Annotated in this window: 13 protein-coding genes; 6 read left to right on the top strand and 7 right to left on the bottom strand. The window is 71.8% G+C overall.

Going from position 1 to position 19,374, the window contains the following annotated elements:
* Positions 1–42: 42 nt before the first annotated feature.
* Positions 43–4,491, bottom strand: a complete 4,449-nt coding sequence (locus ACZ470_RS09300; RefSeq protein ID WP_468425923.1) for a caspase, EACC1-associated type — start codon at positions 4,489–4,491, stop codon at positions 43–45.
* Entirely contained in the window at positions 4,488–4,931 is a 444-nt protein-coding gene (locus tag ACZ470_RS09295) for an effector-associated constant component EACC1 (RefSeq protein ID WP_468425921.1), read from the bottom strand. Before ACZ470_RS09295 ends, ACZ470_RS09300 begins: the two co-directional genes overlap by 4 nt.
* Positions 4,932–5,192: 261 nt before the next feature.
* On the opposite strand from ACZ470_RS09295, the gene ACZ470_RS09290 reads away from it, so the two are divergent.
* From ACZ470_RS09290 to ACZ470_RS09270, 5 genes are read left to right on the top strand one after another with little or no spacing between them, the layout of a single operon-like run.
* The gene (locus ACZ470_RS09290) at positions 5,193–5,714 is read left to right on the top strand and encodes a hypothetical protein (protein WP_468425919.1); all 522 of its coding nucleotides are present in this window, start codon (positions 5,193–5,195) and stop codon (positions 5,712–5,714) included.
* Positions 5,714–7,105: a hypothetical protein gene (locus tag ACZ470_RS09285; RefSeq protein ID WP_468425917.1), complete on the top strand. Its 1,392-nt coding sequence runs from the start codon at positions 5,714–5,716 to the stop codon at positions 7,103–7,105. Before ACZ470_RS09290 ends, ACZ470_RS09285 begins: the two co-directional genes overlap by 1 nt.
* Positions 7,102–8,526 carry a vWA domain-containing protein gene (locus ACZ470_RS09280; RefSeq protein ID WP_468425915.1) on the top strand — a complete coding sequence of 475 codons (1,425 nt, stop codon included), beginning with the start codon at positions 7,102–7,104 and terminating at the stop codon, positions 8,524–8,526. The genes ACZ470_RS09285 and ACZ470_RS09280 overlap by 4 nt, the downstream gene beginning before the upstream one ends.
* 47 nt (positions 8,527–8,573) lie before the next feature.
* A complete protein-coding gene (locus tag ACZ470_RS09275) occupies positions 8,574–9,698 on the top strand; it encodes an ATP-binding protein (RefSeq protein WP_468425913.1) in 1,125 nt (374 codons plus the stop codon).
* Positions 9,695–12,595, top strand: a complete 2,901-nt coding sequence (locus ACZ470_RS09270) for a DUF5682 family protein (protein WP_468425911.1) — start codon at positions 9,695–9,697, stop codon at positions 12,593–12,595. The genes ACZ470_RS09275 and ACZ470_RS09270 overlap by 4 nt, the downstream gene beginning before the upstream one ends.
* A 62-nt stretch (positions 12,596–12,657) precedes the next feature.
* Here the strand turns inward: ACZ470_RS09270 and ACZ470_RS09265 are convergent, their stop codons facing one another.
* Positions 12,658–12,822, bottom strand: a complete 165-nt coding sequence (locus tag ACZ470_RS09265) for a hypothetical protein (RefSeq protein ID WP_468425909.1) — start codon at positions 12,820–12,822, stop codon at positions 12,658–12,660.
* A gap of 343 nt (positions 12,823–13,165) precedes the next feature.
* On the opposite strand from ACZ470_RS09265, the gene ACZ470_RS09260 reads away from it, so the two are divergent.
* Complete coding sequence (locus ACZ470_RS09260) at positions 13,166–14,077, top strand: YceI family protein (protein ID WP_468425907.1); 912 nt, start codon at positions 13,166–13,168, stop codon at positions 14,075–14,077.
* A 181-nt stretch (positions 14,078–14,258) separates the two neighbouring features.
* Here ACZ470_RS09260 and ACZ470_RS09255 read toward each other — a convergent pair whose 3' ends face one another.
* Genes ACZ470_RS09255 through ACZ470_RS09240 form a run of 4 tightly spaced genes read right to left on the bottom strand, consistent with a single transcriptional unit; the run spans position 14,259 to position 18,874 of the window.
* A complete protein-coding gene (locus ACZ470_RS09255; RefSeq protein ID WP_468426301.1) occupies positions 14,259–15,620 on the bottom strand; it encodes a GH1 family beta-glucosidase in 1,362 nt (453 codons plus the stop codon).
* Positions 15,621–15,652: 32 nt separating this feature from the next.
* Positions 15,653–16,492: a carbohydrate ABC transporter permease gene (locus ACZ470_RS09250; protein ID WP_468426299.1), complete on the bottom strand. Its 840-nt coding sequence runs from the start codon at positions 16,490–16,492 to the stop codon at positions 15,653–15,655.
* Between the two features lie 49 nt (positions 16,493–16,541).
* Positions 16,542–17,546 (bottom strand): carbohydrate ABC transporter permease, encoded by a 1,005-nt coding sequence (locus ACZ470_RS09245; protein WP_468425905.1) that lies wholly within the window; start codon positions 17,544–17,546, stop codon positions 16,542–16,544.
* Positions 17,547–17,557: 11 nt separating this feature from the next.
* Entirely contained in the window at positions 17,558–18,874 is a 1,317-nt protein-coding gene (locus tag ACZ470_RS09240) for an ABC transporter substrate-binding protein (RefSeq protein ID WP_468425903.1), read from the bottom strand.
* Positions 18,875–19,374 lie beyond the last annotated feature (500 nt).

The following is a 19,374-nucleotide window of genomic DNA, read 5'->3' as shown; positions in this document are numbered from 1 at the left end:
GCGCTCCGGCCGCGCTTCAATGACAGACGGCCGTTGACGACGTCAACGGCGGCCCGGGCATGTCTCCACGAAGTCGGCCTCGGGTACCTGTGCCTCCCATTCCTCTCGGGTCAGACCGCCGCCCGCGGCCCGGCAGGCCATGCCGAGGGTGTCGGCCGCCGTCCCGGGGTGGGCGCCGAGGTCGACGACGTAGGCCAGACCCGCGCTCGTCGTGATCATCGTTCGCCCGCGCGGCCCGCCCAGGACCACTTCGTCGACGCCCTCGCTGTGGCCGCTGAACGTGAAGGCCAGGTGCGGCCGTTCGGGGTCGGCGACGCTCCACAGGCGGACCGAGCCGTCCTCCCCCGCGCCCGCGAGGAGGCTGCCGTCGGGATGGAAGGCCAGCTGGGCGAACTTCGCCCGGTCCGTGTCCAGCGGTTCGGTCTCACTGGGCCCGTGTCCGCCCCGCCTGTTCCCGGCCTCCCACAGGTGTACCCGAACCTCGGCCTCGGTGCTGGAGGGCACTACGGCGACGGCCGCCACCACGTCGCCGCGCGGGGAGTACGCCACCCTCGCGCCGCCTTGGTAGAGGAAGCCGTCGTCCGACAGGGCGGTCGTCCCGCCGGTGGCGGGGTCCCAGAGGCGCAGATCGGTTCCCACGAGCAGGAGTCGGCGGCCGTCCGGGGAGAAGACGGCGTCACGCGGGACGCGAAGCGTGCGGGAGGCGGTCGCCGTGGGCCGGGCGGGGTCCGAGACGTCCCAGACACGCACCTGTCTCAGGTCGTTGACGGCCAGCAGCCGGCGGCCGGGGGCGAAGTCGAGCGTGGGGTTCACCGCGCCCCGGTGGGTGCCGCGCAACGTGCCGGCGATCCGGGGGCGGGCCGGGTCGGACACGTCCCAGAGGGTGACCTCGCGATCGTGGTTCATGGCCGCGAGCAGGGTGCCGTCCGAGCTGAAGTCGAGGTCGGCGAGGACGTCACCGGTGCCGATCACCGTTCCGCCGCCGACGGTTTCGTAGCGGTCCTCCACAGGGTTGTCCCACTGGGCGAGCCGCCGTGGCTCGGATGGATCGGACAGGTCCCACAGGCCCATCCGGGCGCCCCTGGCCACGGCCAGTGTCGTGCCGTCCGCTGCCAGGGCCAGCTCGTCGCCGTCCGGCAGCACGTCCAGGACACGCGGTGGGTGGACGTCGGCGAGATCCCGGTGGATGACCTCGCCGTAGCTCGCGGAGACCAGCGACCGGCCGTCGGCGCCGAACCTCGCCGTGCCGACGTACCCCGAGTGCCCGTACAGGCGGGCCTCCAGGGTCGTGTCCCGTGGATTTGCGACATCCCACAGGGCGACGCTCTTGTCCCAGCCCGCGCTGACCAGACTCCGCCCGTCGGGGGAGAAGTCGAGCGAACTGACCAGGTTGCTGTGAGCGGTGCGCGTGTCGACGACCTTCGGATCGCCGGGCGCGCGGACGTCGACCAGTTCGATGACACGTTCGCCGCTCACCGCCAGCAGCTCACCGTCCGAACGGAACGCCAGTGCCCCGCCGGCGTCCTCCACCTTGCCCCGGGGCCGGGGTGACCGGGGGTCCGAGACGTCCCACAGCCGCACGTCCCCGTAGCTGTCGGCGGTGGCCAGTAGGCGGCCGTCCGGGCTGAACGCCACCCGGTCGCTCTGCATGGACTCCCGCTGTGGCAACGCCGGTCTGCTGGCGGTGAGTTGTCGCGGGGAGCGGGGGTCGCTCACATCCCACAGGACGAGCGCGCCCCGGCCGACGTACCGGGACCAGCCGATGCTCGCCACCGTGGTTCCGTCCGGGCTCAGGGCGAGCGCGGACGGTCCGGCGGTCCTGTCCTCGACTCCCTTCGCGCGGAGCACCGCCGCGGGCCGGGGTCCACTGCCCTCCGAGAGGTCCGCGAGGTTCCACAGGCGCACCTCGCCGTCCCCGCACACGGCGACGAGCGACCGGTCGCCGGGGCCGCCGAACGCCACCGACTCCTCCGTGTCGTCCTCAGGGAGTGGACAGGGCAGCCGTGCCAGCGGGGTGCGGGGAACGGGGTCGCGGGTGGTGTCCCAGACCGTCAGGGCGTGCTCGCCCGGCGTCGCCAGCATCCGTCCGCCGGGGGCCAGTACGGCATCGGTCGTCGTCACGGGCAGCTCGGACACCCCGCGGAACGCGCTGCCGGTCAGGGTGTCGTAGAGCGTGCGGCGGGCGTCGGCGCCGGGGCGCAGGGCGTAGGCGGCGAGCCCCAGCCGCAGGGCCGCACGGGGGTCGGAGGAGGCGAGACCGTTCGCCTCGGCCAGCAGTCCGCGGGCCGCGGCCACGCGTTGCTGCCGCTCCGCGGAGCGCTGCTGGCGGACCGCGGCGACGGCGGCCACGAGGGCCAGGCACAACGCGACGGCCACGGCGGCCAGGGCTCGCTTCAGCAGCATGGTCCGGCGCCGCTCCCTGCGCAGTTCACTCGTGGCCGCCGCCTGCCCGGCCGCGAGGAACTCCGTTTGCAGCTTGGTCAGTTCGGACCGCTCACCGAACTCGGCCGCCGACTGGAGGCGGCTGCCCCGGTAGAGAAAGGCGGCGTCACGGCCGGCGGCTTCCCATTCGTCGGCGGCGATGGACAGTTGCTGCCGCAGCAGCAGGTCGGCGGCGTCCTCCTGGATCCACTCGCGCAGCAGGGGCCAGGCCCGGAGCAGCGCCTCGTGCGCGATCTGCGCCGTTTCCTGATCCACCGTCAGCAGACGCTCCCCGGCGAGCTGGTCGCGGATCGCGGTCGATCCGGGCGGCAGCGCCCCGAGCGGGACCCGGTGGCGCAGTACGGCGGCTCCACCGTCCGGGGGGAGGTGGACCAGGCACAGCAGCAGTCGGCGCATCGTCGTCCGCCCCTGGTCGTCCAGGGACTCGTAGACGCGCCGGGTCGCGGTGGCGACCGACTGCCAGATGCCTCCCGTCGCCTGGTACCCGGCGAGGGTGAGCCGGGCTCCGCTGCGCCCGCGCCAGGTCTCCCGCAGGGCGTGGGCGAGGAACGGCAGCCCCGTCGCCGCGTCGTTCGCGGAGCGGCCCGCACGGAGGTCGTGCAACAGCCGGTCCGTCAGGCCGGGGTCGACGGTCAACCCGACGGCCGCCGCCGGACGCTCCACGATGGCGCGCAACTCCCGTTCGTGCAGTGGCGGCACATGGAACTTGGCCCGTGCCAGCGCGCGTTCGAGTCCTGGATGTTCCAGGCAGCTTCCGTAGTGGTCCGCCCGCAGACCGAGGACGACCCGGGGGCGCGGGCCGGGTCCGTCCGCGGTGAGGAGGGAGACGAACGCCGCGCGCTCGTCCGGGGCTTCGCAGCGGGTGAAGAGCTCCTCGAACTGGTCCACCACCAGCAGCCCGCAGACGGGCCGTCCGTGCGGCGGGGCGGGGAAACGACCGCGCTCCAGCTCCGTCCGCACCTCGTCCCCGTCCCGTCCGGTGACGCCCGCCCACGCCTCGGCCAGGGCGCGGAAGGGGTGCGGTCCCGGGGCGGGCAGCAGCAGTGCGGGGCCGGGTGACGTGGTACGGGTCTCGAGCCCGGCGAGCAGGCCGGCGCGCAGCAGCGACGACTTGCCGGCGCCGGATGCGCCGACCAGTACGGCCGTGCCGCCGTCCGGCAGCTCCTCGACCAGTTCGATCAGCCGGTGGGTGAGTTCCTCGCGTCCGAAGAAGTGTGCGCTGTCCTCGGCCCGGTAGGGCTCCAGTCCCGGGTAGGGGCACGGCAGGTCGGCGGGCGGCTCGGCCGCCCCCGCCGCGGTGGGGTTCGGCGGGTAGGCGCGGTTGCGGGCGAGGACCAGTGAACCGAGTGTGCCCTCGCTCCGGCGGGCCGGGTCGACCCGTGCGTCGTCGGCGAAGGCCTCGTCGAGCGCGGCGTGCAGCCGGTCGGCGGTCAGCCACAGCGGTCCCGCCGGGTCGCCGTCGTTGAGCAGGTCGAGCAGCCGGCCGGTGAACAGGGTGTGCCGTTCGCCCTCGGGGGCGAAGGACAGCGCGTAGTGCGAGGCCGAGGAGAGCAGGAAGCTGCCGCGAGGCGCGGCGGAGGAGAAGGCCCGGCGCGCCCCGCCCTCGGACGGCGGCGCGTCGCCGCGACCGGAGAAGCAGCAGTCGAGGACGACGAGGCTGCCGTTGCCCCGGACGCCCAGCAGGTCGCGGATGGTCCGGTAGGAGACGGACCGCGCGACGTGCCGGGCGGACCGGGTCTCCCTGGTGGCGAGGTACAGGTCGTCGCGTGGACCCAGCAGTCCGTGTCCGACATAGTGGAAGAGAACGGGTCCGCCTCCGGCGGCCGACGCCTCCTCGACCGCGTCGACCACTTCCGCGGCCCCGGCGTGGGCCGGGACGCGCACGACGTGTTCGGGGGCCATGCCGCACACGTCGATCAGGGTGCGCCGCAGATCGTCGAGCGTGGTGTCGATGGAGGGCAGGTCGGCCAGTTCCGACCCACGGGCGTGGTTCCCGGTGCCGAACAGCACCGCACGCGCGCCGGGGGCGGCGAGTCCGCCGGCCGTCATGTCGTACGGGAGTCCGGGGCGTCGCCGTCCTGCGTGTCCGCGTCACCGTCCTGCCGGGCTTCGTCGGCCGGGGGGCGTGCCAGGCGCTCGGCCAGCTCGGCCGCCTCCTGCGGGCTCAGCGAGCGGGCCTGGCGGGAGGACAGGGTGATCCGGGTGCCGTCGGGCCGGGTCACGCTGATCGTGTGGCTGCTGCGGCGGGTCTGCAACCACGCCACGAGCGCTCCCGCGAAGACCGCGGCGACACCGCCGGGCTCCAGGACCGCCACCAGCGCGTCGACGGCCGGCCCCATCGTCCGGTCCGGGGCGTCGCCGCCGTCCCGTTCGGCGCGGTCGACGCGTCCCCTGAGCTGCGGCACGTCCGTGAGCCACGTCCTGAGTTCCGCCGCGGCGCCTGCCGAGTCGTCCGTACCGTTCCCGTTCTCGTCACCGTGCACCGTCACGACGAGCCGCATGGTCCCCCCGGGGTCGAACGTCACCTTCGGACAAGGAGTCAAGGAGTGAGGGCGTCCCTCGGGCGTCCTCTCCTCGCCCCGTGGACAGCATGCCCCACCGGGGCCACGTGCGGCACGTGTTCCCCGCCGGAGTCACCGAGTCCGCGCCGTCGTTCCCCGATGTCCTCCGTGACGACGGGCGTTGTCAGTGGGGGCCGATAGATTCGATCTCGTTCCGCCGCTCTGGCGTGGACGTCCCCTTTCGCATGCATGGGAGATGGTGCGTTGTCCGTCTGGGAGAAGTCGAGTACGGCGCGGGTGGTGCCGTCCGCGCGGCCGCGGAAGCTCGCGAAGGTGCCGTTCGTGGAGCTGGCCGACGGGCGGCTCCAGGGTGTGGTGTCCAGCGGGTCGGACATCGGGCGGGTGTATGTGTCGTCGGTCGAGGCGGGGACGTACGCGTTCGCGTGCAGCACCAACAACAACCGGCCCTGCGGCGGGGCGCGCGGGTGGTTCTGCAATCACATACGCGCGCTGGTCGGTGAGGCCGTGCTCCAGTACGGCGCCGAGCGGGTGGGCCGGTATCTGAAGGTCGAGGTCGCCGGTGGCGCGTCCGCCGACGCGGACTCGCTCACCGACGCGATGACGGCCACCCGGCCGGGTCAGGGGGACAGTTCGGCGGCGGCGCAGGTGTTCAGCAGGTTCCTGCGGCACCTGGCGTATCTCGAACTGGCGCCGAGCACCGGCCCGTTGCCCGAGATGCAGTGGTTCCCGACGACGAGGGCGGTGGCCTGATGCATGCCGGTCTGCTGACCGATACCGTCGACGGACTCGACGAGGTCCTCGCCGCCGTGGACGGTTTCGACGAGGTTCTGGTCGCCGGTCTGCTGCGTCCGCAGCCGGCGCAGGCGGGCGGGCCGGCCGCGCTCGCCGATGCCGTCGCCGGGTCGCCGCTCGCCGCGCGGGTCGCCGAGGCGGCCGAGAAGACCGCCGCCGGGGCCGCCGGGGAGGACCACTTCGTCGCGCTCGCCGCCGCTCGCACGGCACTGCTCGGTTCCGTGCACGACGCGCTGCTCCTGCGGGTCGAGGAGGCCGTCGGGCGGGCGCGCGTGGAGGAGGGCGCCGCTTCGGCCGGTGGTGCGCAGGACGCGGTCAATCTGCTCGCCGCGGCGCGTAGTTGGCTGTGCGATCTGGCGCGGGCCGGATGGCAGGGCATCGACCACGAACTGGTCGGCGGGGCCGCGCCCGTCGTGTCGGCGATGCTGCCCGACCCGGCGCTGCGCCGCCTGGCCACGCTCCTCGACGGCTTCGCCGCCGAGCTCGCCGCCTCCTGCCCGGGGGCGACCCTGGAGCGCGTGCCGGTGCGGCGGTGGGCGGACCTGTGGTCGCGCGCCATGCTGCTGACGGTGCCCGGAGCGGCGTCCGCTCCCGCCGTCACCGAGGTGTCCGGCCGACTGCTGCCGCTCGGTGTCGACGTGCAGGAGCACGCCACCGCCGTACAGGCGCAGGTGCACGCGGTGTTCGAGCCGGCGGACGGTGGCACGCCGCGGCTGGTGCGGGCCTCGGTGTCCGCGCCGAAGCCCGACACCGTCGTCGGGGCGGGGCTGTGGCAGTTGCTGCGGCCGCACATGTCGCTGCTGGCCGCGGTGAGTGAGGGACACGCCGTGGACGTGGACGCGATGCCCATGACCGGTGAGGGCGATCTGCTGTGGGACGACGCCCGGGCCCGGGCGGGCGAGCCCGCCGAGGTGTTCGCCACGGCGCGGGTGGCGCTGCCCGCGGCCGGTGCCTTCGCGACCGCGCCGCTGGACCGGCATCCGGCCCGGATCGCCGTGCCGGTCCTGCTGGAGGGCTACGCGGTGGAGGAGGACGAGAGCGGGGTGGCCTTCCAGGTCGCCGGGCAGCGTCTCCCCGTCGACACCGACCGGGTGCCGGCCGCCGGTCCGCTCACCCCGGAGGTCGTCGCCTCGTCGGGGGCGTGTGTCGGGCTGATCCGGTGGGACGCCGGGCGGTTCCTCATCCAGCCGCTCGCCGTGGAGCGGACGGTGCGGAAGAAGTCCGTCGCCGTGCACGCCGGGGCCTGGGCCGGGGGCACGACCGACAAGGCCGGCGTGCGGGCCGAGAAGGCCGCCACCGATGCCGTGACCGTGCTGCGCGAGCGCGCCGGAAGGCTGCTGCGGAAATGAGCGAGCGGACCATCGAAGGGGCCCCGGCGCCCGACCCGGACGAGAACCGGCGGCAGGTGCTGTACTGGCGGCTGCTGGCCCGGCTCTTCGACCCGGAGGAGCAGGCCGGACTGGAGTCGGCGAGTCTCGCCGTGGTCGAGGACATCGGCCTGCCGGCGGCACTGCTCGACCCGGGGGCGTCCGTCGACTCCGTCGTGCAGCGGCATCCCGAGCTGGCCGCGGAGTTCGACGGGTTGATGACACCCGAGCCGGACGAGGACGGGGCGCGCGACCGGGCCGCCGAGGTGCGCCGTGCGGCGCTCGCGTCGAAGGTGCTGCTGAACGTCTTCGCCACCGGCTCCGGCACCGTCACCGCCGAGCAGCTGGCGCGCTGGCAGTCCGACGCGGGCTGGCTGGAGCGGGCACTGGGCTGCCGGCCCGGCGACCTGCGCGGCGGACGCGGTGGCGCCAACCGTGCGGGAGCGGGGCCGGGCGTCAGCCCGACCGGTACGGGCTTCGGCGGCCCGACGCCCGACCTGAGCCGCCTGATCCCGGAGATCGGGCCGGAACTCGGCTCCATCGAGGCCGGGCTCGTCAAGCGCATGCATCTGCGTGAGGTGCTGGCCGATCCCGCGCTGGCCTCCCGGCTCACCCCGAGCATGTCGCTGATCGAGCAGTTGCTGCGCGACAAGAACAACCTCTCCGGTGTCGCCCTCGCCAACGCCAAGGCACTGATCCGGCGTTACGTCGACGAGGTCACCGAGGTCCTGCGCACCCAGGTGGAGAAGGCCACGGTCGGTGACATCGACCGGTCCGTCCCGCCCAAGCGGGTCTTCCGCAACCTCGACCTGGACCGCACCATCTGGAAGAACCTCACCAACTGGGACCCGGAGGAGGAGCGGCTCTACGTCGACCGCCTCTACTACCGGCACACCAGCCGCAAGACGACTCCGCAGCGGCTCATCGTGGTCGTGGACCAGTCGGGTTCGATGGTCGACTCGATGGTCAACTGCACCATCCTGGCGTCCATATTCGCCGGGCTGCCGAAGGTGGACGTCCACCTGATCGCGTACGACACGCAGGCGCTGGACCTCACGCCCTGGGCGCACGACCCGTTCGAGACACTGCTGCGCACCAAGCTCGGCGGCGGCACGGACGGCACCGTCGCCATGGCGCTCGCCCAGCCGAAGATCGCCGAGCCGCGCAACACCGTCGTGGTGTGGATCTCCGACTTCTACGAATGGCGCACGGAGGAGCTGTTCGAGAGCATGGCCGCCATCCACCGCTCGGGGGCGAAGTTCATCCCGGTGGGTTCGGTGACCAGCTCCGGGCGCGGCAGCGTCAACCCGTGGTTCCGGGAGAAGTTCAAGGACCTCGGTACGCCGGTGATCTCCGGCCACATCAAGAAGCTCGTGCACGAGCTCAAGACGTTCCTCACCTGATCACCGTCCACATCCGCGCTGTGATCACCGTACGAAAGGCTTCCCTCATGTCCGACCTGCTGCGCGCTCCCGCCGAGATCAAGTACGCCGAGGAGCTCGACTGGCTGGAGTCGATCGACGACAACCCCAAGCCGTTCTCGTGGCGCCTGTCCCCGAAGATGGTCCGCCTGTTCATCCTCGGCTCCGAGCGTGCCGACGGCCTGGACCGGGAGGTGTCGCAGAAGTGGTTCGGTGACCGGAGCTTCGTCGAGCGGTCCATCGTCACCCTCGCCTCCGACCGCGGTCTGCTGCTCATCGGCGACCCCGGCACCGGCAAGAGCTGGCTGGCGGAGCTGCTGTCCGCCGCGATCTGCCGCAACTCCACGCTGGTGGTGCAGGGCACGGCGGGCACCACCGAGGACCACATCAAGTACTCCTGGAACGTGTCGATGGTCATCGCCAAGGGCCAGTCGCGGGAGTCGATGATCCCCTCCCCGATCATGACCGCGATGGAGGCCGGCGCCATCGGGCGCTTCGAGGAGCTGACCCGGTCCACGAGCGATGTGCAGGACGCGCTGATCTCGATCCTCTCCGAGAAGTACATCTCCGTTCCGGAACTGGAGAGCGGCGGCGGTGACGACAACATCGTCTTCGCCAAGCCCGGCTTCTCGATCATCGCCACGGCCAACAGCCGCGACCGGGGCGTCAACGACCTGTCGTCCGCGCTGAAGCGGCGTTTCAACTTCGTCCGCATCCCGGTCGTCACGAACAAGAAGAGCGAGGCGGAGATCGTCCGCTTCCGCACCGAGGAGCTGCTGCGCCGGCACTCGCTGGACCTGGACGTGCCGCCGACCCTGCTGGACGTCCTGCTCCAGAGCTTCGCCGACCTGCGCGCCTCCGCGGCGGCGGCCGGCAGCGACGACGAGAAGCTGGAGTCCGCGCTGTCGACGGCCGAGCAGATCGGTGTGCTGGAGGACGCCGTCCTGCACAGCAACTTCTTCGGCGAGCGCACCCTCACCGCCCGTACGCTCGCCTCCTCGCTGGTCGGCTCCCTCACCCGGCGCGAACCCGAGGACCTGGCCATCCTCAACAAGTACCTGCACGGTGTCGTCGAGCCGCGCAGCAAGGAAGAGGGCGGCTCCTGGCCCGAGTTCCTCGAGGGCGGCCGCGACGCGATCGCCACCCTGTCATGAGCGGCCCCCGGGAGAACGGGACGTTCGCCGGGCTGCGCGGCCAACTCCAGGAAGCGGCGGCCGCGTTCGCGGGCGGGCCCGACGCGCTGGAGGGCATCCTCCTCGGCATGGTCGACGACGTCGACCGGGCGGTGCGCGAACCGCTGGAGATCTTCCCCGTCTGTCACCACTCCCCCGCCTCGGCCCTCGCCATGGCCCGCCGCCTGCGCGAGAAGCAGCCCAAGGTGGTGTATCTGGAGCTGTGCGAGGACATGGCGCCGCTCCTGACCGAGCTGCGCAACTGCCGGCTGCCGGTGGCGGTGCAGGCGTTCGCCGGCGACGTCGACGGCTTCCCCGCGGACTGGGCCCCGCTGTCGGTGGTGGCGCCGGTCACGGAGGCGTCCGCCGAGTACCAGGCGATCGCGTACGCCCTGGACACACCGGGTGTCGAGCTGGTGCTCGTCGACCGGTCGGCGGACCACGTCTTCCAGTGGGACCGGAGAGGCGAGCAGGCGCGGGAGGGGGCGGAGCCTCCGGAGGAGGCCGAGGCCGCGCTGCACGGTGAGGCCGTCGGCGTCGAGATCGGCGACCTGCGGCCCCGCTTCGCCGAACTGGAGGAGCATCTGCTGCGCCACGGCAAGGTGCGGCACTGGTCGGAGTGGTGGCACCAGTACGTCGAGGTCCCGCTCGGGGAGAGCGACCACGACACCTACCGCCAGGTCATGTTCCTCATCGGCAGCCTGTTCCGGCGGCTCGCCCCCGGCGACGGCGCCCGCGTCCGGGTGGACGAGGACCGTGAGCGGTACATGTGGACCCGGATGCGCGAGCATCTGGCGGCCACCGGCACGGACCCGGAGGACTGCCTGTACGTGTGCGGGGCCTTCCACGCGGCCAGCCGCGTCGAGGAGTTCGGCGTCCACGGCTCGGACTCGTTCACGATCTCGCCGCGCACCGCCACCACCTGGCAGTACGGGCTGATCCCGTCCAGCCACGCGGCGATCGAGGCGCAGTTCGGCCTCGCCGCGGGTTCGGTGTCGATCGCGGCGACGGAGTGGGCGAAGAGCCTGAAGCGGACCCGGGTCAAGCCGTACCGGCTCCAGGGCCAGGCGGGGGCGAAGAAGTCCGCCGCGAAGAAGGCGGCGGTCCCGGCCACCGTACCGGCTCCGCAAGCAAACACCGCGGACCGGCTGTCCGGGTTCCTGCGCAGGCCGCCCGTGCTCGACGGGCTGGACGAGGCCGAGCTGCTCGGCTGGTCGGTGGACATCGTGCGCGCGGCCCGGCGCAACGGCTATCTCGCCTCCACCGCCGACGCCATCGCCGTCTTCGAGACGTCGATCCTGCTCGCCGGCATGCGGGACCGGGCGAAGCCGACGCCGTACGACTTCCAGGACGCGGCGGTCACCTGCATCGAGAAGGACAGCGTGCCGGGGCGGCGGGACGTGCGGCGGCTCGTCGAGATCATGATGGGCGGCGACCGGATCGGGCAGGTCGGGTACGACTCCCTGCCGCCGCTCGCCCGCGATGTGTACGACCGGCTCGCGCCGCTGGAGCTGAAGCTCGAACAGCGTGGGGTGCGCCGGGCGCTGCTGGACATGGCCTCCCGGCCGGAACTCCGGGCGTGCTCGGACGTGCTGTGGATGCTGCGGCGGCTGATGCCGCAGGGCGCGGCACGGCCGATCATGGGTGAGCGGCGGCTCGGGGAGCGGTCGATCCAGGAGTCGTGGGACCTGGCCCTCGGCACGCACCAGCGGGCCCTGATCGAGCTGGGCTACGAGGGCGTCAGCCTGGAGCAGGTCCTGGAGCAGCGGCTGCGGCGCGACGCGTACGGGCCGCAGGCGACCACGGCGACCGTGCTGGCGGCGGTCGAGGACACCCTCCTGTACCTGGGCAGCCGCCGGCTCGCCGACGAGCTCGGCACGCACGCGCTGAAGGTGCTCTCCGCCGAGCGCAGTGTGGACGGGGCGCCGGAGGTGCTGCGCCGGGTGCGGGCGCTGCTGGCGTACTACCGCACCAGTGAGCCGGTGCTGCCGTCGTGGGTCGAGTCGTTCGTCAAGACCGGTTACGCGCACTACTGCACGCTGCTGCCGACGGCGTTCCGGGACGAGGACGCGACGGTGGGTCAGGTCGCGGCGATGCTCGGCTTCCTGTTCAGCATGGAGAGCCTCGCGCTGTCGCTGGGCTGCGACCGGACCCAGCTGGAGCTCGCGGTCGCCCAGTCGCACCCCGACGACCCGTCGAAGACGGCCCTGCTGTGGGCGGCGCAGGTCCAGCTCGGCACCCTGTCCCGGGCGGAGCTGCGGGCGCGGTGCGACGAGCTGCTGGACAACCCGCTGGTGGTGCCCGCCTACCCGCGCTACCTCAGCGGCTTCGTGCACGCGCTGGAACCGGTGCCGGGGCTGGCGGACGTGGTCGTGGAGGCGGTGTCGAACGCGTTCGGCCGGCTGCCGGACGCGGTGCTGCTGCCCTGGCTGCCGCTCCTGATCACGACCCTGCGCTCCGGCGCGGCGGACCTCGCCCCGCTGATGGTCCGCGAGGCCGGACGGATCTTCCCGGGGCGGCTGGCGGCGCTGGACGCGTGGGTACCGCCGTGGCGGATGCCGGCCACGGACCCGTTCGTCGCGAAGCCGGTGGCGGCCGTCCGGCGTGGCGCGGCCCTGCTCACGGCGCACCCGGGGACGTGCGACGCGGTGGCCGGGTTGCTGGGCTGCGACGGGGGCTGGGTGCCGTCCGAGGTCCCGGCCCTGTCGGGCGCGGCGCTGCTGACCGCGCATCCGGAGACGTGCGACGCGGTGGCCGAGCTGCTCGGCTGCGACGAGGGCTGGGTGACGGCGGCCGGGTCCGGCCCGTCGGGCGCCGCGCTGACGATCCGGCACCCGGAGACGGCGCGGGCCCTGGAGTCCCTGCTCACCGGCACCTGACAGGTCGCGGCCGGGTACCGGGCCAATCCGGGACCCGGCCGCACCTGCCCGGCGGGAGACCGTCAGCCGTAACAGGCCGGCAGCGGTTCAAGACCCTCCGGCACCCCGTACTTGATGACCGCCGTGTACGCCTCCGCGATGTCGCAGCCCTTGTCGAACCACGGGAACGCGAACAGGCTCCAGACCACGACGACAACGGCGAGCGTCCAGCGCATCCCCTTCGACATGCATGCGGTATTCCACCCCGCATGGCGGAATATGTCGTACCGCCTCCGGTACCGGTGCCGGTGTACGGCGCCCACGGAGTGTGCGGGCTCCGTGAGGGAACCGCGAGCCGTGCGTGAACACCGCGCCGACGCGGGTGGTCTTCGCCACAGCACCGATGCAAAGCAGCGAGGCCCGGACACCGTCCATGGCCTGCGATCACGGCGCTTCTTCGCGATTCCGGCACGCCGGAACCACTTTTCGCACCCCGGCCTCGGTGGCGAGCCACCCCGCACCACCTGTCTATGATCATTGAAGATTGGACCTCATCGCGCCTGCAATGACGTACGAAGAAAGGTGAACAGCATGGCCCTCGGACTGCTCCGGCGTCGGCGTTCCCGCGCTTCCGGTGCCGCACCGGGCCTCTCGGTGGCCCTGCCGGCCGGTGCGGGCGCGTACAGCTGCGAGGTGGTCGACCCCCTCGGGCAGCCCATGGGCGGCGCCGAGGTCACGGTGACCGCGCTGGACAGCCACCGCGTCGTCGCCCAGGGCACCACCGATCCGTACGGCCTGTTCGTGGCGACGCTGCCGCCGGGCTCCTACAGCGTGATGGCCGCGGCGGAGGGCCTCATGCCCGCCCGCAGCAACGTCGACATAGCCGCCGGGGCGGTCCTCCCCCCGGCGCGCATCGCGCTGCTGCCCGCACGACAGCCCGAACTCCCGTCGCCCGGAACCTGGTTGTTCGATCCCCCGCACACCGCGATCCGGTTCATCGCCAAACATGTCGGCATGGCCCATGTCCACGGCCGGTTCACCCGGTTCGACGGCGGCATCCGCGTCGCACCGGACATGAACGACTCCCAGGTCTCGGTGCGCATCGACGCCTCCAGCATCTCCACGGGCAACAGGACCCGCGACAACCACCTGCGCTCCGCCGACTTCCTCGACGTCGCGCGCTACCCGTACATCGACTTCACCAGCACCCGGTTCGTCTACCGGGGCGGCTCCAAGTGGACGCTTCAGGGCACCCTCACCATGCACGGCACCAGCCGCACCGTGGGACTCGACACGACGTACCTCGGTACGGTGAACGGCGGTTACGAGCAGGAACTGCGGTGCGCGGCCCTGGCGAAGGCGGAGCTGCACCGCGAGGACTTCACCCTCAACTGGCGCTCGATGCTGGCCCGGGGCATCGCGGTCGTCGGACCGACCGTGCAGCTGGAGCTGGACGTCCAGGCGATGTACCGCACCGCCGAGACCCCCACGCCCCCGGAGTAGCCCCCGCGCCGGCCGGTTCGACGACCGGCGGAGTCCAGGAGGTCGAGGGTCGACATCTACCGCCGCGAGGGCGACATCGAACTGAGCTCGAGGACTGAGCGGTCGCCGCGGCGCCACGCGGCCCACCGGTCACGGGTGGGCGCGCGTGGTCCGGCCACGCCCACCCGTGACGCGGGGTGGGTCAGGCCGCGCGCCGTGCGCGGTCGCCGTGTCCGCGGATGATCTCCGCGTAGCGGTGACCGGAACCCTTGATGGTGCGGGCCTGGGTCCCGTAGTCGACGTGGACGAGGCCGAAGCGCTTGTCGTAGCCGTATGCCCACTCGAAGTTGTCCAGCAGCGACCAGGCGAAGTAGCCGGCCAGCGGGGCGCCCTTGCGGGCCGCCGAGGCGCAGGCCGCCAGGTGGGCGGCGAGGTAGTCCTGGCGCTCCGGGTCGTCGATCGTGCCGTCCGGGCGGACGACGTCGGGGAACGAGGAGCCGTTCTCGGTGATGTACAGCCTGCGCGCGCCGTACTCCTCCGTCAGGCGCAGCAGCAGCTCCTCGATGCCGCCGGCGTCGATCTCCCAGTCCATGCCGGTGCGCGGGACGCCGTCGCGGCGGACGGTACGGACGCGGGGGGCCGGGCCGGTCGGGTCGTCGGCGACCGTCTGGGGGAAGTAGTAGTTCAGGCCCAGCCAGTCCAGGTCGGCGCCGATCAGCTTCATGTCGCCGGGCTGCTCCGGGAGTTCGACGCCGTACACCTCCCGCATGTCCTCCGGGAATCCCCTGCCGTGGACCGGGTCGAGCCACCAGCGGTTGGTGTGGCCGTCCATGCGGCGGGCCGCCGCGAGGTCCTCCTCGCGGTCGGTGGCCGCGTGGATGGTGGAGAGGTTGTTGACGATGCCCACCTGGGCCCGCGGGGACGCGGAGCGGATCGCCTGCATCGCCAGGCCGTGGCCGAGGAGCAGGTGGTAGGAGGCCCGGACCGCCGCCGTCAGGTCCGTCAGGCCGGGGGCCATGACACCTTCCAGGTGGCCGATCCAGGCCGAGCACAGGGGCTCGTTGAGGGTGGCCCAGTGGGTGACGCGGTCGCCGAGCCGTTCCGCGACGACCGAGGCGTACGACGCGAAGTGCTCGGCGGTGGACCGCGCCTGCCAGCCGGCGTTCCGGTCCTGGAGCACCTGCGGCAGGTCCCAGTGGTAGAGGGTCACGGACGGGGTGATGCCCGCCTCCAGCAGGGCGTCGATCAGCTCGTCGTAGAAGGCCAGCCCCTTGGCGTTGACGGGTCCGTCGCCGCCCGGCACCACGCGGGGCCAGGCGATGGACAGGCGGTAGGCGTTGGTGCCCAGCCGGCGCATCAGGTCGATGTCCTCGCGCCAGCGGTGGTAGTGGTCGCAGGCGACGTCGCCGTGGTCGTCGTTGTCGATCTTCCCCGGGGTGTGGGAGAAGGTGTCCCAGATCGACGGTGAACGGCCGTCCTCCGCCACGGCTCCCTCGATCTGGTACGCCGATGTGGCCGTGCCCCACAGGAAGTCGTGCGGGAGTGCGGCGAAGTCGATGCTCACGTAGGTCCTTTCGTTCTCTTCGGGGGTGGTGGTCACTTGACCGCTCCCGCCGTCAAACCGGCCACCAGGTAGCGCTGGAGCAGCAGGAAGCCGGCCACCACGGGGACGCTCACGACCAGCGAGGCGGCCATGATCTGGTTCCAGTACACGTCGTTCTGGGTGGAGTAGCCCTGGAGGCCGACGGCGAGGGTGCGGGTGGTTTCGTTGGTCATCACCGAGGCGAACAGGACCTCGCCCCAGGCGGTCATGAAGGCGTAGACGGCGACCGCGACGATGCCGGGGATCGCCGCCGGGACCACGACCCGGATCAGCGCCTTGAGCGGGCCGCAGCCGTCGACCAGGGCCGCCTCGTCCAGGTCGCGCGGCACCGAGTCGAAGTAGCCGATCAGCATCCAGATGGAGAAGGGCAGGGAGAAGGTCAGATAGGTGAGGATCAGTCCGCCGCGGGAGCCGAACAGGGCGATGCCCGTGGCGTTGCCGATGTTCACGTAGATGAGGAACAGGGGCAGCAGGAAGAGGATGCCCGGGAACATCTGCGTCGACAGGACCGTCACCGAGAAGACCCGCTTGCCCCGGAAGTCGTAGCGGCTGACCGCGTAGGCGGCGAAGACCGCGATCACGACCGAGCAGACGGTCGCCGCGCCCGCCACGATGAGGGAGTTCACGAAGTACTTCGCCAGCGGGACCGTCGACCAGATGTCGATGTACGGGCGGATCGTCAGACCGGTCGGGAGCCAGCGGAACTCGCCGGTGACGTCCTGGAGCGGTTTGAGCGAGCTGGAGACCATGACGTACACCGGCAGCAGGACGAAGCCGGTGAGCAGGGTCAGGAAGACGCGGCGCGTCCAGAGGAAGGACGGCGGCACGGCCATCGGGGACCGCTGTGCGGTCGTACGGGACCGGGGGGCGGCCGTCGGGGAGCTAGACACGGGCGGACCTCCGCCGTTCGCGCGACGTCAGGAACAGGTACACGCCCGTCACCAGCAGCAGGAAGAGCAGCAGCAGGACCGACATGGCGGAGCCGGTGCCGAAGTTCCAGGTGACGAACGACGACTGGTAGATGTGGATGGAGACCAGGTCGGCGGCCTCGGGGGCGGCCTTGCCGAAGAGGACGTACGGCGTGTTGAAGTCGTTGAACGTCCACAGGAACAGCACCAGGACCAGCACCTGGTTGACCGGACGCAGCGACGGCAGGGTGATGCGGCGGATCTGCTGCCAGACTCCGGCGCCGTCCAGGGCGGCCGCCTCGTACAGCTCCTTGGGGATGTTCTGGAGGCCGGCCATGACGATGAGGAAGGCGAACGGCCAGCCCTTCCAGACGGAGACGACGAGCAGCGCGATGAAGCTGTTGTCGCCGATCAGCCAGAAGGAGGGCTTGTCGGTCAGGCCGAGCTGGTCGTGCAGGACGTGGTTCACCAGGCCGTTGTCGTGCTGGAACATGAACGCCCAGGTGATGACGGCCGCGTAGACCGGCAGGGCGTACGGGACCAGGAAGATCGCGCGCAGCAGGCCCCGGCCGCGGAAGGTGTCCTGCATGCAGATCGCCGCCACCGTGCCGATGAACCAGCACAGGCCGACGGAGAGGAGGGTGAAGGCGCAGGTGACGAGGAAGGAGTGGAGCAGCGCCTCACCGACGGGGGCGTTGAAGTCCACCGACATCTTGTAGTTGTCGAGGCCGGTCCAGGGCGCCGTGGTCCAGTCCCGGATGTAGAACTGGGTGAGCTCCTTGAAGCTCATCACGATGCCGATGACCATCGGCACCAGGTGGACGAGGAGTTCGAGCAGCAGGGCCGGCAGGAGCAGCAGGTACGGCAGTCCGATGCGGCGGATCCGCCCGGTGCGGCGGCGGGGTCCGCGCGCCGCACCGGGGGAGGTCTTGCCGACCGTGCGCTCGCCCGGCCCCGCCGAGGCGGTCGTGGTGGTCATGGTCCGGGCGCTCACTTCGTCGGCATCTGCTGCTGAGCCTTGGCGAGCTTGGCCTTCACCGACTCGGTGGTCACCTCACGGCCGGCGGCGGCGTCGGCGAACAGTTCCTTGACGGCCGTACCGACCGCCGTCTCGAACTGCGACTCGTCGGGCACCTGGGGCAGCGCGGCGGCGCTGGTGGCGAGTGTCTCGCGCAGTACGGCGGTGGCCTGGGTGTTGAACGCCGGGTCGGACTGGGCGGCCTTGACCGGGGGGATGGAGCCGTAGGCCTTGTTGAGGATCTTCTGCTCGGCGTCGCTGGTCATGAACTTCACGAACTGGGTGGCGCCGTCGACGTTGTCGCTGTTCTTGAAGACGGCCATGTTGATGCCCGCGACCATGGAGTTGGTGTTCGCGCCGGTGCCGGGGGCGCCGGACGGGACGGGTGCGGGGGCGACGCCCCACTGGTCGTCCTTCATGCCCATCGTCTTGAAGGTGGCGGAGGCGGTCTGCCAGAGCACCATCGCCGTCTTGCCCTTGGCGAAGTCGCTGAGGGACTGGTTCTGCGCGTACTCGGCGTTGCCGGGGGCGATGACCTTGTCCTTCGCCATCAGGTCGACGTACTGCTTGACGGCCGCGACGGCGCCGTCGGAGGTGAAGTCGGGCTTGCCGTCGGCGGTGAAGAAGTCGGCGCCGTGCTGCTTGCCGAGGACGAAGACCTGGTGGATGTTGTTCGACAGGTTGGAACCCTCGGCGCCGAGGCCCCACTTGCCGTCCTTGGAGATCTTCTTGCCGGTCTCGACCAGCTCGTCCCAGGTGGCCGGGGGCTTGCTGATGCCCGCGTCGGCGAACATCTGCTTGTTGTAGTAGAGCGCGTAGGCCATCGAGTACAGCGGGACCGCCGCCGGGTCCTGGCCCTCGACGCCGGTCGAGCCGAGCGCGGAGTCGACGAAGCGGTCCTTGCCGCCGATCTTGTCGAAGTTCTTCGCGTCCCAGGGCAGCAGGGCGCCGGTGGCCTGGAGCGAGGCGCTCCAGGTGTTGCCGATGTTGAGGACGTCGGGGCCCTGGCCTGAGGTGGTGGCGGTGAGGATCCGGTTGAGCAGGTCGGACCACGGCACGACCTCCAGTTTCACCTTGATGCCGGTCTCCTTCTCGAACTTGTCGAGTTCGGGCTGGAGGACCTTCTTGTCGACCTCGACGCTGGCGCCCTGGTTGGAGGCCCAGTAGGTGAGTTCCTTGGGCGAGTCGTTGGACCCGCCGCCCGTGGAGGAGCCTCCTCCGCAGGCCGAGGCGGCGAGAGCGAGAGACAGCGTGACGGCGCCTACGGCCGCGGCTCGGATGCTGCGCATGGCTTCCAGGTCCCTTTCCGGGAGGCGAGAAGTCAGAGGCCGGCTTCGTGAAGCGACACCCGTTCGCTTCACGAACCCCCTCATGGCTTAATTTACGACGTGAGTTAAACCTCAAGAGAAGCGGGCGTCAAGGTGTCGCGCAGGGTCGTTCGGCAACGGTTGTGTCTCGACGGCACGATGGCGGCCGTCCGCCGGGGCACCGGTTCACGCCGGTGGGGGTACCGCGTCACGTTCACGCCGGTGAGGGTGCCGGGTCAAGTTCACGCCGGTGAGGGTGCCGGGTCAAGTTCACGCCGGTGAGGGTGCCGGGTCAAGTTCACGCCGGTGAGGGTGCCGCTGCGCCCACCCGTGCCGCCCCAGCGGCACGACTGCCCGCAGCTGCGTGCAATCCCCTCCCCCGGCAAACGCCGCCAGCCCTCACCCCCTAGGGGCGCGGGGAACTGCGCGACAAGCCACGGACGGCCCGCGCTCGCCCACCGGCCCCCAGCCCCCAGCCCCCC

Source organism: Streptomyces sp. NPDC031111, from assembly GCF_055570675.1.
Note: the sequence above shows the minus strand (reverse complement) of the source record. Positions and strands in the feature narration are given on the sequence as shown.